The following is a 14,513-nucleotide window of genomic DNA, read 5'->3' as shown; positions in this document are numbered from 1 at the left end:
TTGCTTTGAGCATTCATAAGAGCCTTTAGTTCTGATTCACTCTCTTTAATGTGTAAGTCTATTTGTTTTGCCATAAGGCAATTTACAAATAATTGAGTAAATTAACAAGAGAAATGGTATAAACGATTTACAGCCATTGAGCATAAAACAGTTCCTATCTGAATTTTTTATAGATTTTTTCTCTTTTGACTCACGTTTTTTTAAAACATTTACCCCATTAATATTTAAACCAGGAAAAATATCTAAGGAATATATTAATGGAAAACGGATGCAATATGTTAACCCGTTTAAACTTTACCTAAACGTAACCATTGTTTTCTTTTTACTACAAGGTCTGTTTTCTACAATTGATGAATATAATATTACAGATAAACTTTCAATTGACAATGATGAGATTAAATCTGATACTACTTTTGTAGCAAATACCTCAACGGATAGCACCTCAACGGAAACTCTTAAACAGAAATTGACCTTAAGAATGGACTCCATTTTTAACACTACTAATTTCTTGGAAAATTTTAAAAATGACAGCATATCTAAAAAGGAGAAAGATTCTGTTTACAATGAATTTATGGCAACAAATATTGACTTTATTGTCAAAATAATTAATAATGACGATACTGGTGGATGGGGAAAGTATGGAAATATAACTACCTTAAAAGATTACACGGTAAACTACTCGGAAAAAAAATTAAAAGCTGAAAATATAGATTACGACACACCTAGCGGTAACCAAATCTCTTTTAATGTGGAAGATTTAAAATCTCTTTTAGGAGAAGAAATGGGTGGAAAAATAAATGCATTTATAGACTATGATAAAAAACATAAAAATGCAACGGCAACACAGGCAATGACTGATTTAAACTACAAAAAAACACGCTGGAACGCCTTTTATTTTAAAACCGCCCAAAATATAAACAAAGCAAAAGAAGATGATGAATTTCTCAAATCTTGGGGCAAAAGTATCGTTTCAAAAATATCAATTGCATTGTTCGTTTTGTTACCCGTTTTTACACTATTTCTTTCATTACTTTATATAAGGCGAAAGTGGAACTATACAGAACATTTAGTTTTGGTATTTAACGTGCAAACCGTTTTTTTCTTGTTACTAATTTTCTTCAATATATTTGATAGAACACTAGATACAGACGCTGGTATTTTAATTTTTATACCGCTTTTTCTATTTTATTTATATAAAGCTCTTCAGAATTTTTACGAACAACATTGGTTTAAAACCTTGGTAAAATTTTTCCTGCTCAATACCTTTTATTTGATCTTGTCTGCTGTTGGTCTAGTTGTAGTTTCCTTTATTGCTTTTATTTTATAGACTACCTATTGTTTTATCAGTTGACCTAAAAAATTACGACTTTCATCTAAAAGATTAATTTTTAAAGTGAATTGATTGTCTTTCGCCCATTCCAACTTTGTAGCCTTAACTAATTTCAACAATTCTTCTTGGTCTTTGCTTAATGGAATATCAAGTGGGGTTTCCATGTATTTTTTTACATTAAAATAAAATTTCAGTTTTGAGGAGGATGACGGATTTGGTGTTGTTCTTTTCTGATTCACCCTTAATTCTAAATTATCTTTAGCATCGGTAGCCAAAAATTTAAAAATAGGTATGGTAGTAAAAACAGTATCGTTTTCAATAACTTGGATAGCGTTTTTACCATAAAAATAATCTGATAAACTAGATGGGTTTTCTTGCCCCAATATTAAACCCAACACAGGAATTTTCTTTTCTTGGGTTGATTTTATTTCAACTTTATTAAAATCGTCATCATATTCATAAGAAACTATCGTGTCCGTCTTTTGCTCAATAGAAGTAATATTAAAATTCAGTTTCCCGTTCCATTTTTGGACAATAGAATCTAAAGACAGGTGCGTTATTTCGTTGAATTTATCTTTTTTATCCGTCCAAAATTTATTAAAAACCGTATTGTCCTTATTTACTTTGCCAGATATAGAAATAACATCTTCCTCATCTGGCATGATATTATTATTCGTAACAAACAAATTGGAAGTCAACGTTCCTTGCAGTTCAAAAATTCCATCTCTAAAATTAGCTTGCAACGTTTCATTAGATGAAGTAAAACTAATATCACTATTATTATTTACCAATGGCTTTAGAATCTCGGTATCTTCGGCTAAAAAATCTTCCGTATCAAATAACGAAATTAACGCTGGGTTTATATCAGCTTTTTTATCAACTTTTATACTTATTATCAATTGCTCATTTTTTATCGCCAATATAAAATTAGCTTTAGAGTAAATAATAACATTACCTTCTGTGCTTTGCACAAACTTTTCCTTTAGTAAATAGTTGGATAATTCACCTTCATCCTTAACTTTAACTCTTGTGCTAAACCAATTATTTTTCAGTTCTTCCGAGTTCGTATAAAACAATATATTTCTTGGAATACTTACACTTTTAAATAGAGAAAATCTTTCTTTTTTAATGGAATCTTTCCTTTTCCTCGGCGTTAAATAGGTAATAGGGTTTGCTAAAAAATCGAACAATAAGTGATTTTCAATTTGCCTCAAATTTATATTTACAATTTTAGTAGCACCAGCCGGAACTCTATTTTCAAATACTTGCGATTGCTTATATCGTAATACATAAAGTACCACAACAATAGCTACTAAAACTATAAAAAAATAGAGCCACTTCTTACGCATCGCAAACTTTTATTGCATCATAAAGTCAATAAAATCTAGCAATACCTTTAAAGAGTTTTCCCTGTTTTCGGCAGTCTCTACTACAAATTCAGAAACAATGTTGTTGCCCTTCATTTTACCCGACTTATAATAAGCGTTGTTTAAATTATTAGTTGCAAAAGAAACCATTTTCTTTTCGTCTTTTCTTAACTCTTCAGAAGGAATTTTAGACAACAATTTTTCAACATTCAAATACATCACCGCAGCATTTTTACGAATGGTCTTTTTGTGGTCTCCCAATGCAGAAAATGGATTTGGACTGATAATATTTTGTAATTGCTTTTCTGAAGACGTGATAAATACAATTTCATCTTTGATAACGGCGAACAGATCAAAAGGTGTTCTGTTTGGTAAATTCAATTTATAGTAATTGGAATTTTGCTCAAAAGCTTTGTGCTTAACACCTAATTTTACCAATTTAAAAAGTAATTTTTCATTTTCTGAGCCAATCATAAATGTAAACTCAGGACTCATTTCTTTTTTTGTTTTTTCTACCTTGGTTTCGTTATAGTCATCGTCATACTCGTAAGTAGTATAGGTAACTTCTTTTTCGCCCAAGTCATTTAAAATAAATAGCATGTTTCCGGTAATCAGATCACCAATGGCATCTTCATCTATTATCAATGAAAATAGTTCAGCAGAAACGGTCATTTCCTCTTTAAAATCAGGCAGCATACTTCCGTACATTTCTGAAACCAAATTAGGATATTCATCCAAAACCGCTTCTGTATCCATTGCAATGCTAGTATAACCTATAATCTCGTTTTCGTTAAAATACTTAAAAAATGAATTGTCAATTTTTGACCTGTATATCTTTTTAATGGCTTTTTTCCACTTATCGTTAACTTCCATATTAGAAGTAATTCTAGCAGCATCTTTTTCAAAATACAAATGGGCGTTCATAGTACCAAAGCCCAAGCTATTATAGTTAGGCTTAAATCCACCCATGTAATAACCCAATCCACCCATCATACCGCTCATTAGCTCACCATAACTATTTATCCAAGCAGATGCAGAAGCTTTGTTGTCTATAGATTTTAAATAATTTTTGTTAGATAAGATTGAAGCACCAGTATAGTTAAATATTACATTGGTATAATTAGAAAGCCAACCTTTAGAAATACGTTTTTGTATGTTGTAAAAACTCTCTTCTTCGTTTTCTGCCTGTTCCATAAACCTTTCTTCATGCTCTGAAAAATAGCTATAAGAGTCATCACCAAAAGTAAATTGCACTATATTGTTGTTCCACTTTATAGAAGTATCATGTTCTAAAATACTACTTAAATTCCCTGTTTTTTCAATCTTATTTAGCATAGAAGAATCTAATAGTTGCTCAAAAGAGTTCCTATCCTTAAGTTCAACTATAAAGTTATGGTACGAAATGCTATCTGTGGGTTGGTAAAAGTAAAAAGCTTTCGATTCCAAATTAAAGCCAAAATCAGCTAAGCTGTTAAAATCAGTGTTTTTTCTGCTTATCTCTTTGATAATTTCTTTACCTAAAGAATTATTATTAAAATCGGTTAAAGATATTAATTCGAGTAAATTTTCGCCGTTAATAGAAATTACGGCTTGTGCATTGGCCGGAATTTTACTTTCTAAACGTTGTGCAAAACCAAAAGTGATTGCAAATAAGGCTAAGGTTAGGATTATCTTTTTCATATTATTAATTGTGTAATTTGATTTGATTTTTGATTGATTTTTTTTGATTTATAATATCTTGAGCGGACACTTTTAACATGATTGCCTTTTTACTTTTTGAAATATTGGCCGCTTCATTTTTTGAAGATGCTATTGATTTTGGAAATCGATAAATTGTGGTAATAGAAGCCGTTTTAAAAACTTCCCTGTCCTCCATTTTTGTTTTCTTGATTTCCTTAGCTAAATCGTAATGATAGCTTCTGGTAAATAACTGATTATTGGCATCGAAACTAAAATGCTTATGGTTTTTTATTCTTTTAGCTTCTTCTTTAGAACTAAAATTCGAAACGACCGTGTTTAATGCTTCAACATTGTTAAAATCGCAAGAAAGTGTAAAAATAAAATCGTCCATATCAATGGTATTGCTAACATTGCTAATACCATCGGTATTTTTTACCGTTTTTACCATTTCAGCAAAATGTTGTCGAATTTCTTTCTCAGATGGCACTTTATAGTTATTGACACTGTCTAATAACATCATTGAATTAATTTTTGTCTTGCTTCTGCTTAAATTTAAAGTTAGTGTCACTTTACCCGACCCGTCTTCATTTAAACTAACTTCTTCTATAATCTCGAAACAGCTAGTACAAATTAATAGCAAGGCAATAACAAAAACGTAATTTATCTTTTTTATCATAATATTTATTACGCACTTATAACGCACTTTTTTAGTTTGAATTACCTAATTCTATTAATAATTCAGTTTTTTTATTATCAATCACATCTTCATAAACCATACCCAAATTGTTCTTTTCTTTTTTTATTGACGTAATACTTACAGTTCCGCCCTTTTTTCTGTCCATCATTATATCAATATTTGGGTCGCCAACTCCCGCTGTATGATGGAATTTTAAGATGCTTTCTTGCGAAATTTCATTTTCTCTCAACCATTGTTTAAACCAATTTACCCGCATCTGCTTTACATCAGCATCATATAGCGTTGAAGAAGACCAGATTTGAGGTGCCATAGGCATTTCCTTCAAATGTTTTTCTTCTCCATCCCAAACAAATTCTAACAATTTCAAACCATCCCAATAATTATCTGGATTCCAATCAACAATTACCAAGGTAAATTGTTCAACCCCATCTAAATCAACTACATTTAATCCTTTACGAATATCATCTGCTTTTAGGAGTTCTTTTACTATTAAACCCCTGCTTTTTTTATAATTTGCTAAAGAGGTGTGATATACGTAACCACCATTCAACAAGCAAATAAGCCGCTTCTTTGAACTTGTACCTATCCATGACCCACCTGCTTTTCCATCCTTTGGATACCAAAGTTTCACACCATCTTCAACATATTCCTTTGGATGTAAAGCCTTTTTTCGAGAAAACGGAATATCCCTACTTGAGGTCAGGATAAAATCCGTTTTATTTAAAGGGAGAAAGGAAACGGTACACATTTTTTTTTAGTTATGAGTTTAGAGTTTAGAGTTTAGAACTCTTTAATAATGATTAATCTGTTTGTTCTTTTCTGTTTAACTTTGTTAGTACAAAAGTGGGGGTAATTTGTGAATTGAAATACACGCATAACCGTAAAAATTATACCCCTGAAAATGGGGTTTTGGAACAATTGATTAACGAACAACGATTAACGAGTTTCGACCTGCACGCCGGCAGGCGGGTTTTTGAACTAGTAAATTCTGAAATCGTTAACCCGTCTGCCGGCGTGCAGGTCAGCATTCGTTGATGTTAATCACTTCTTATGGTATGCATGTGTACTTCCGAATTCAAGCTTTTTTTGTTTTAATTCTTAATACTTTGTACTTAATACTATTTTACAATTCGTAACTTTGCGGCAAAATTAGTCGAATAATCTAAAAACACATAACAAATGGCAAGTGGATTTTATAATGTACCCAAAGCAGTAAACGAACCGGTAAAAACTTACGCTCCTAACAGCCCTGAAAAAAAGAGCTTATTGGACACTTATAAAAAAATGTACAATGAGAAAGTGGATATTCCATTTTATATTGGCGGTAAAGAAATTAGAACAGGTAATACGGTTTCGATTAATCCTCCTCATGATCATAAGCATAGCGTTGGCAGTTTTCACGTTGCTGAAAAAGAACATATTGAAGATGCAGTTTCCAATGTATTGGAAGCTAGAAAAAAATGGGCCGTTACCCCTTGGCAAGATAGAGCCGCTATCTTTTTAAAAGCTGCAGAATTATTAGCTGGTCCGTACAGAGACAGAATGAACGCTGCTACAATGATTGGCCAATCTAAAAATGTAATGCAAGCAGAAATTGATGCGGCCTGCGAAATGATAGATTTCTTTAGGTTCAATGTTGAATTTATGACAGAAATTTACGCCAATCAGCCTATTTCCAGTCCTGGTATTTGGAACAGAATGCAATACAGACCTTTAGAAGGTTTTATTTATGCCATTACGCCTTTTAATTTCACGGCAATTGCGGGTAATTTAACAGCTGCACCCGTAATGATGGGCAACGTTTGTATCTGGAAACCCGCACAAACTCAAATATATTCTGCCCAAGTAATTATGGACTTATTTAAAGAGGCAGGATTGCCAGATGGCGTAATTAACATGGTTACGGGCGATCCAAAAATGATAACCGATGTTTTAATCAACCACAAGCATTTTGCAGGGATTCATTTTACAGGCTCTACTGGTGTGTTTAATAGCTTTTGGGAGCAAATTGGCAAAAACATTAATCAAAGTAAATATGTTTCTTATCCAAGAATTGTTGGTGAAACCGGTGGTAAAGATTTTGTTTGGATGCACCCTTCGGCCGATGCAAAACAAGTTGCCACTGCTTTGTCTAGAGGTGCTTTTGAATATCAAGGACAAAAATGTTCAGCGGCTTCGCGTGCTTACATTCCAAAAAGCAAATGGAACGATGTCCAGAAATTGTTAAAAGCAGATATAGAGTCCATGAAAATTGGCAGTCCTGAAGACACTTCCAATTTTATCAACGCCGTAATTGATAAAAAATCTTTTGATAAATTGTCTAAATATATAGATGGCGTAAAAGACGATAATGATGCTGAAATTATTGCCGGTGGAAAATATGATGGTTCTAAAGGTTATTTTATTGAGCCTACCGTTATTTTAACCACAAACCCGAAATATAAAACCATGTGTACCGAACTTTTTGGCCCTGTATTGACCATCTATGTTTATGAAGATGCCGATTGGGAAAAATCTTTAGAGTTGGTTGACCAAACCTCGGAATATGCTTTGACCGGTGCTATTTTTAGTGCAGACCGTTATGTTATAGATATTGCCACTAATGCGTTAGAAAATGCCGCGGGTAATTTTTATATCAATGATAAACCTACAGGTGCAGTAGTAGGTCAACAACCTTTTGGAGGAGCAAGAGCCTCAGGTACAAATGACAAAGCGGGTTCAGTTTGGAACTTGTTGCGTTGGGTAAACAACCGAACTATTAAAGAAACTTTTGTAACACCAACGGATTACAGATATCCATTTTTAGGTGAATAGATAATTCCAACTTTTGATTTATAAACCACGGCTAAAGCCGTGGTTTTTTAGTAATTAAGAATAAGAATCAGTAAAATTTTTCTTAGTACTTTTACCCCAACAAAACTAAACTCCAATGAAAAAACTAGTCAATTACTTTTTACAAGGTTTATTATATATTGCTCCTTTGGGCATTACAGCCTATATTATTTATGCCGTTTTTACTTTTTTAGACGGTTTATTACAAGATTTATTGCTTAAATTTTTTGACACCAAAATTCCAGGATTAGGTGTTTTAACACTCATTTTGTTTTTAATTTTTGTAGGCTTTTTAGGGCGGACTATTATTGCAGATCCTTTAAGTAAAGTGTTTAAAAATTTGTTAGCACGTATACCGCTTTTAAATTTTATCTATTCCGCTTTTAACGATCTTTTTTCGGCTTTTGTGGGTAAGGAGAAAAAATTTAGCCAACCTGTTTTGGTAAAAGTGAATCTGAATTCCGATTTAGAAAAATTGGGCTTTATTACCGAAGAAAATTTGGAACTATTGCACTTAAAAGATAAAGTTGCTGTCTATTTTCCACATTCGTATAACTTTTCTGGGGAATTATTTATTGTACCTAAAGCCAACATTACACCTGTTGATATTAACTCTAGTGATGTGATGAAGTTTGTGGTTTCCGCTGGGCTGACAGGTTGGGAGAAGGATGACATAGTTAAAGATGAGTAATTGCCAAAATTATAATTCTTGATTTTACTTTTCCAATAAAAAACACGACCTTCGTTTAACATAAATTAAAAAATAGTAAAACGATTTTTTACTAAGGCGTTGTGCAGCATTAAAAAGAACTGAATGCAAAAAATAGATTATGGAGATATAAACAAGTTTCTTGTCTCAATTGGACTAATTCTGATTGGCCTTGCTGTGTTAGTTCCATATCTCTATTTAAAAGAGGACTTAGGTTTGTATTTGGAACGGTCTCAGATAGACAAACTTCAAGAACCAATAAAAGAACTAATTACCTCCAAGCAGAATCAGGTTATAAAAATTCAAAAATTTATCCCTTGGATTTCCCTGAGTTTCCTTCTCCTTGGTTTGACATCTTCAATAATTGGATTAGTAAGATGGTTTAAACGGCAGTCAAAGCTTGATGAAAAATTTGACAAAGAAATTCAAAAATTAGATTTGGAGATTGATTCATTAACGCCTGAAGAGAAGCGGCAAAAAGCGATAAAAGAGGTAAATGAAATAGAGAAAGAAGAGCAATTAGAGCCTGAAATACCAACTACAACCGACTCTAGAAATCAGGTCTATCTCAATTATATGAACGTTGAGAATAACATTATTAAAGTCTTCGAGCAATACATCAGTCCAAATTTTGACATTCTATCACAACAACGTCTTGGCAACAGATTTGAAATAGACATCTTACTAAAAGCTAAGACCAAAAAGCTCTCAGATAGAATTGTTGAAATCAAATATTTCCGTAAGCAATTACCTTTCTCAATAGTTGAAAAGTCTCTACAACAGTTGAATACATATATTTCCTATTACAAGCAAGCAGCCAACAAACAAGTTGTTCCTGTTCTTTTACTCGTTTACAAAAAAGAGGCTGTTTCATCGGAAAGAATAGTACAATACCAAAGTCGAATTATAGACTACTCCCAAAAAATTCCGAATTTAAACCGACTAAAAGTGGAGTTTATTGAAGAGAGCCAAATAGAGAAATTTAATGTTCAACGAATTCTAAAAAAATAACACGGCACAATATCGGCTATAGAAAATTCGGGCTGACTGTCTAAAAATGAATATATTAAAAATAAATTTACGGCAGGCGGACAAGAAAGCGGTTTCAAAATTCCACACTTGCCATAGCTAAAGCCGTTATACGAACAAATTCTCCCTACGGCCTATACTTCAACGGCAAATGCACCACTTTTTTAGTTTCAAAAAAATCTTCGGTAAAAAAATCGGACAAATTATAAATTGTAGTTTTCGGGAAGTTTCGCAACTCCACAATTAAATCACCACCTTTTAAGTAGAGAATTCCGTTTTTAAGTTCGTGATTCTGTTTTTTAGCTACTTTTTTTCGCGTCAATTTTACAAAATCATCCATATTAGTAACTGCACGGCTTACGATAAAATCAAATTCACCATTTACTTCCTCTGCTCTAGTGTGTTGGGCTTTTACGTTTTTTAATCCCAAAGCATTGGCAACTTCTTGTACTACTTTTATTTTTTTACCAATAGAATCTACCAGTAAAAAATTTGTTTCAGGGAATAAAATAGCCAATGGAATTCCGGGAAATCCACCGCCTGTACCCACATCCAACACTTTAGATTTTGGTTTAAATGCTTGGACTTTGGCAATTCCTAAGGAATGTAACACATGCCTTTCATACAAAGTGTCAATATCCTTTCTTGAAATCACGTTGATTTGAGCATTCCATTCTCTGTACAATTGTTCTAATTGCTCAAATTGACTGATTTGCTCGTCAGATAAACCCTTAAAATATTTAGAAATTATATCCATAATATTGGGTTACAAAGCTAGCATTTATTGTTAAAGTTTATACAAATTAAACCTGAAAACCGTTAGAAACATAAAAATCGTTAAATTTGCATAACATTAATACCTACTATACATGTCTAATACAGCTATAAAATATTCTAGAGTAGATTCTGCGAAATTTTTCAGAACGCTTAATAAGCGAATCAACACTTATTTTAAAGAACATAAAATCAAAAAAACGGGCAACTGGAAGTTATACCTTAAAGCGGTAGTTATGTTTGCTTTATTGATAGTTCCGGTGGTTTTGGTTCTTACGTTGACTTTACCTTGGTGGGCGGAAGTTTTATGTATGATAACGGTTGGTTTTGGTATGGCCGGTGTAGGAATGAACGTAATGCACGATGCTAACCACGAATCTTTTTCCAGTAAAAAGTGGGTAAATAAATTAATGGGCAGTAGTATTTACATCCTTGCAGGAAATGATTATAATTGGAAAGTACAACATAATGTATTGCACCATACGTATACCAATATTCAAGGACATGATGAGGATATTGATGCTGGAAGAATTATAAGGTTCTCAAAACATGCTCCATGGTATAAGATCCATAAATATCAAAAATATTACGCCTTTTTCCTTTATGGATTGTTAACCGTAAATTGGGCAATAACTACCGATTTTAAACAAACCTATCAATATTTAAAACGCAAATTATCTTATGGTAAAATGCCACATCCAGCAACACAATGGACTAAATTAATTATAGGTAAGATAATTTATTATGCTATTTGGGTAGCTTTACCGTTAGTTGTTGGAATAGTTTGGTGGAAGGTCCTTATCGGATTTTTTATAATGCACTATACCGCTGGTATCCTTTTAAGTGTAATTTTTCAATTGGCCCATGTTATGCCAAATACGGAAATGCCTTTACCCGATGAGGTTGGTAACATGAAAAACACTTGGGCAATCCATCAATTGCACACTACTTCAAACTTTGCACCAAAAAACTGGTTGGTAAGGTTTTTTACTGGTGGTTTAAATTACCAAGTGGAACATCATTTATTCTCTAACATCAGTCATATCCATTATAAAAAATTGGCTGAAATAGTTAAAAACACCGCTAAAGAATTTAGTTTACCTTATAATGAGTACAGGACTTTTAGAAAAGCGGTAATTGAGCATTATAGACAGTTAGACGTGTTGGGCAGAAAACCTGCAATGGCATAGTTTGACGTTAGACAAAAATATTCTTTAGTACTATCACAGTAGCACATATTTTTTCACTTTTTTTATCAATTAGTTTAAAATCTAACTTTTAACTAATAAATGACCATTTACTACGGTTTCTATTTTTTAATTTTTAATTTTGTTGCCTAATTTATTTAGTAAATAATTATGCAGCAACTATCCAATAGAATTAACAATCTACCTGTTTCCGAAACTTTAGCTATGGCGGCAAAAGCCCGTGAATTAAAAGCTGAAGGTAAAGATATTATAAGTTTAAGTTTGGGCGAGCCAGATTTTAACACGCCCGATTTTATTAAAGAGGCCGCCAAACAAGCAATTGATGATAACTACAACTCGTACTCACCGGTTGATGGTTATTTAGAACTACGCGAAGCCATTTGTAGAAAATTTAAACGTGATAACAATCTAACGTATAGTCCAAACCAAATTGTGGTTTCTACGGGTGCCAAACAATCCATTGCCAATGCTGCTTTGGTATTATTAAATCCTGGTGATGAAGTATTATTGCCTTCTCCCTATTGGGTTAGTTATTCAGCCATTGCTACTTTGGCAGAGGCTACTTATAAAGAGATTCCTTCAGGAATTGAAACCGATTTTAAAATTACGCCTGAGCAGTTGGAAGCGGCAATCACACCTAAAACCAAATTGATTTTCTTTAACTCTCCCAATAATCCGAGTGGTACAGTTTATACCGAAAGTGAATATAGAGCCTTCGCTAAAATATTAGAAAAGCATCCAAATATCTATATCTTATCGGATGAAATTTATGAACATATCAACTATGGCGAACCTAATTTCAGTTTTGCAAGCATAGAAAGTATGTACGATAGAACCATTACCGTAAACGGTGTTGCCAAAGCTTTTGCCATGACTGGATGGAGAATCGGTTATATGGGTGCTCCTAATTGGATAGCCAAAGCCTGTACCAAAATGCAAGGTCAAGTTACCTCTGGTGCCAATTGCATAGCACAACGAGCAACGATTACTGCTTTGGATGCCCCAGTATCTAAAATCCAGTTTATGGTTGATGAGTTTCATAAAAGACGTGATTTAGTGTTAGACCTTCTTTCGGAAATTAAAGGAATTAAAACCAACACCCCAAAAGGTGCATTTTACGTTTTTCCTGATGTATCTTCCTATTTCGGAAAAACGATTGGTGGTTACACCATCAATAACGCTGGAGATTTCTCCATGTTTTTATTGGAAAAAGCAAACGTTGCCACCGTTACAGGAGGTGCTTTTGGAGCTCCAAACTGTATAAGACTTTCTTATGCAGCATCTACAGATGAGCTAAAAGAAGCTTTTAAACGAATTAAAAATGTTTTAAATTAAATGACTTTTAAATGCACTTTTAAAACCCGTTGGTCAGATTTTGACCCTAACCGACATTTACGTCATACCGCGTATAACGATTATGCAGCAGAAAGTAGAGTCCGTTATTTAAACGAACATGGCTTTACCATGAAACGATTTGCAAAAGAAAATATCGGTCCTATTTTATTTAAGGAAGAAACTACATTTTACAAAGAAGTAAAAATGGGAGAAGACATTTCAATAGAAATTTTTCTAGAAGGCCTATCTGAAAACGGCGAACGTTTTAAATTTTTACATAAGATATTTAAAGAAGATGGAGTGTTGGCGGCTGAAATCATGGTGCTGGGTGCTTGGCTAGATTTGCGTATAAGAAAATTGACACCGCCTCCTGCTGATATGGTTAAAACTTTTAAAGAGTTAACAAAATCTGAAAATTTTGAGGAGATTCCCTTAAAAAGCAAATCATAAGTTTGAAAAGAAAAGCCATAGTTTATCCCATTATCATTCTTTTATTGAGTTTGGTTATTTATCTTTTTTACCCTGAAAATGCTGAAAAAGATATTAAGGAAAATAGTATTGGTAGCTCAGATTTTAATTATTTACCAACTTCTACTACCAATGCCGTTGTCTCCCATAATTATTATACCCTATCTTATAATGAAAAGCACGAGCAAGCGGAATGGGTGGCTTATGAATTAAAAAATGAACACCTTTCAAATACAAACCGTAAACGCCCTTATTTTATTCAAGATAAAAAAGTAAAAACACAATCGGCGGATTATAGAAATTACAAAAACTCGGGTTACACCAAAGGTCATTTATGCCCAGCCGGAGACAGAAAATTTTCTAAAGCTGCTTATGACGAAACTTTTTTAACATCAAATATTTCTCCTCAAAAAGGTGATTTTAATGGTGGTATTTGGAACAGATTAGAACAAAAAACCCGTTATTGGGCCGGTAAGGACAAACAATTATTTGTAGTTACAGGAGGTGTTCTAGAAGATAATTTACCCCATATAGGTCAAGAAAAAGTTACTGTCCCCAAAAAATTTTACAAGATATTATTAGATTATTCCGAGCCTAAAATTAAAGCAATTGCTTTTTTGGTACCGCATACCGAATCTAAAGCACCACTCTATTCTTTCGTGGTATCCATTGACAGTATTGAAAAATTGACCAACATTGATTTTTTCCCTGCTTTGCCGAATGATTTAGAAACTAAACTAGAGGCAAATTCTAGCTATAAAGATTGGAGTTTTTAGCATAAACTCCTAAAGATTAACGCTTTAATTATTTTTTTATATCTTAGATTTATACTAACCCACTAAATCTAACGTATTATGTTTTCAAAATCTAATTTATTATCGACACTTGTAACCGCAATTTGGGCATTTGCCGGTGGTTATCTTCTTTGGGGTATATTAGGCGAACCGCTCTTAGCGGATCATTTATACCATTTCTGATTTAAAAATACTCAAAAAATGTTTTAGTGTATAATTGATAACTGGTGATAGATTTTATAAGTTCAGGAGTTAGTTGGTTTACCATCTCAGTAATTTTATCTTGTAGC

Annotated in this window: 13 protein-coding genes; 8 read left to right on the top strand and 5 right to left on the bottom strand. The window is 32.8% G+C overall.

The window, feature by feature from the left end; genetic code table 11:
- Positions 1-136 precede the first annotated feature (136 nt).
- Positions 137-1,327 (top strand): DUF3667 domain-containing protein, encoded by a 1,191-nt coding sequence (locus tag UMM65_RS17375; protein ID WP_321978420.1) that lies wholly within the window; start codon positions 137-139, stop codon positions 1,325-1,327.
- 5 nt (positions 1,328-1,332) lie between these two features.
- On the opposite strand, the gene UMM65_RS17370 is transcribed toward UMM65_RS17375, so the two are convergent.
- From UMM65_RS17370 to UMM65_RS17355, 4 genes are all read right to left on the bottom strand, one after another.
- A complete protein-coding gene (locus UMM65_RS17370; protein WP_321978418.1) occupies positions 1,333-2,679 on the bottom strand; it encodes a hypothetical protein in 1,347 nt (448 codons plus the stop codon).
- Positions 2,680-2,688: 9 nt separating this feature from the next.
- Positions 2,689-4,377, bottom strand: a complete 1,689-nt coding sequence (locus UMM65_RS17365) for a hypothetical protein (protein WP_321978417.1) — start codon at positions 4,375-4,377, stop codon at positions 2,689-2,691.
- A gap of 4 nt (positions 4,378-4,381) precedes the next feature.
- The gene (locus UMM65_RS17360; protein ID WP_321978416.1) at positions 4,382-4,897 is read right to left on the bottom strand and encodes a hypothetical protein; all 516 of its coding nucleotides are present in this window, start codon (positions 4,895-4,897) and stop codon (positions 4,382-4,384) included.
- 187 nt (positions 4,898-5,084) lie between these two features.
- Entirely contained in the window at positions 5,085-5,822 is a 738-nt protein-coding gene (locus tag UMM65_RS17355) for an NRDE family protein (protein WP_321978415.1), read from the bottom strand.
- 431 nt (positions 5,823-6,253) lie between these two features.
- Here UMM65_RS17355 and pruA point away from each other — a divergent pair, with 431 nt between their 5' ends.
- The 3 genes from pruA (at position 6,254) to UMM65_RS17340 (ending at position 9,626) form a co-directional block, all read left to right on the top strand.
- Complete coding sequence (pruA, locus tag UMM65_RS17350; RefSeq protein ID WP_321978413.1) at positions 6,254-7,888, top strand: L-glutamate gamma-semialdehyde dehydrogenase; 1,635 nt, start codon at positions 6,254-6,256, stop codon at positions 7,886-7,888.
- Positions 7,889-8,003: 115 nt separating this feature from the next.
- Positions 8,004-8,597, top strand: a complete 594-nt coding sequence (locus UMM65_RS17345) for a DUF502 domain-containing protein (protein ID WP_321978411.1) — start codon at positions 8,004-8,006, stop codon at positions 8,595-8,597.
- Between the two features lie 123 nt (positions 8,598-8,720).
- Positions 8,721-9,626 carry a hypothetical protein gene (locus UMM65_RS17340; RefSeq protein WP_321978409.1) on the top strand — a complete coding sequence of 302 codons (906 nt, stop codon included), beginning with the start codon at positions 8,721-8,723 and terminating at the stop codon, positions 9,624-9,626.
- 145 nt (positions 9,627-9,771) lie between these two features.
- Here UMM65_RS17340 and rsmG read toward each other — a convergent pair whose 3' ends face one another.
- Positions 9,772-10,401 (bottom strand): 16S rRNA (guanine(527)-N(7))-methyltransferase RsmG, encoded by a 630-nt coding sequence (gene rsmG, locus UMM65_RS17335; protein ID WP_321978407.1) that lies wholly within the window; start codon positions 10,399-10,401, stop codon positions 9,772-9,774.
- 112 nt (positions 10,402-10,513) lie between these two features.
- On the opposite strand from rsmG, the gene UMM65_RS17330 reads away from it, so the two are divergent.
- From UMM65_RS17330 to UMM65_RS17315, 4 genes are all read left to right on the top strand, one after another.
- Positions 10,514-11,608 carry a fatty acid desaturase family protein gene (locus UMM65_RS17330; RefSeq protein ID WP_321978406.1) on the top strand — a complete coding sequence of 365 codons (1,095 nt, stop codon included), beginning with the start codon at positions 10,514-10,516 and terminating at the stop codon, positions 11,606-11,608.
- 165 nt (positions 11,609-11,773) lie between these two features.
- On the top strand, positions 11,774-12,961 hold the full coding sequence (locus UMM65_RS17325; RefSeq protein WP_321978422.1) for a pyridoxal phosphate-dependent aminotransferase: 1,188 nt from the start codon (positions 11,774-11,776) through the stop codon (positions 12,959-12,961).
- Positions 12,962-13,411, top strand: coding sequence for an acyl-CoA thioesterase (locus UMM65_RS17320; protein WP_321978404.1), 450 nt, complete (start codon positions 12,962-12,964; stop codon positions 13,409-13,411).
- Between the two features lie 2 nt (positions 13,412-13,413).
- Complete coding sequence (locus UMM65_RS17315; protein ID WP_321978402.1) at positions 13,414-14,205, top strand: DNA/RNA non-specific endonuclease; 792 nt, start codon at positions 13,414-13,416, stop codon at positions 14,203-14,205.
- Positions 14,206-14,513 lie beyond the last annotated feature (308 nt).

It is taken from the genome of Aureibaculum koreense (genome assembly GCF_034296135.1).
Taxonomy (GTDB): Bacteria; Bacteroidota; Bacteroidia; order Flavobacteriales; family Flavobacteriaceae; genus Aureibaculum.
This window is presented reverse-complemented; position numbering and strand designations above follow the sequence as displayed.

Excerpts from the sequence above, each read along its gene's own strand:
- UMM65_RS17370 (WP_321978418.1), bottom strand. The coding sequence starts at position 2,679 with ATGCGTAAGAAGTGGCTCTATTTTTTTATAGTTTTAGTAGCTATTGTT.
- UMM65_RS17365 (WP_321978417.1), bottom strand. The coding sequence starts at position 4,377 with ATGAAAAAGATAATCCTAACCTTAGCCTTATTTGCAATCACTTTTGGT.
- UMM65_RS17360 (WP_321978416.1), bottom strand. The coding sequence starts at position 4,897 with ATGATGTTATTAGACAGTGTCAATAACTATAAAGTGCCATCTGAGAAA.
- UMM65_RS17355 (WP_321978415.1), bottom strand. The coding sequence starts at position 5,822 with ATGTGTACCGTTTCCTTTCTCCCTTTAAATAAAACGGATTTTATCCTG.
- pruA (WP_321978413.1), top strand. The coding sequence starts at position 6,254 with ATGGCAAGTGGATTTTATAATGTACCCAAAGCAGTAAACGAACCGGTA.
- UMM65_RS17345 (WP_321978411.1), top strand. The coding sequence starts at position 8,004 with ATGAAAAAACTAGTCAATTACTTTTTACAAGGTTTATTATATATTGCT.
- UMM65_RS17340 (WP_321978409.1), top strand. The coding sequence starts at position 8,721 with ATGCAAAAAATAGATTATGGAGATATAAACAAGTTTCTTGTCTCAATT.
- rsmG (WP_321978407.1), bottom strand. The coding sequence starts at position 10,401 with ATGGATATAATTTCTAAATATTTTAAGGGTTTATCTGACGAGCAAATC.
- UMM65_RS17330 (WP_321978406.1), top strand. The coding sequence starts at position 10,514 with ATGTCTAATACAGCTATAAAATATTCTAGAGTAGATTCTGCGAAATTT.
- UMM65_RS17320 (WP_321978404.1), top strand. The coding sequence starts at position 12,962 with ATGACTTTTAAATGCACTTTTAAAACCCGTTGGTCAGATTTTGACCCT.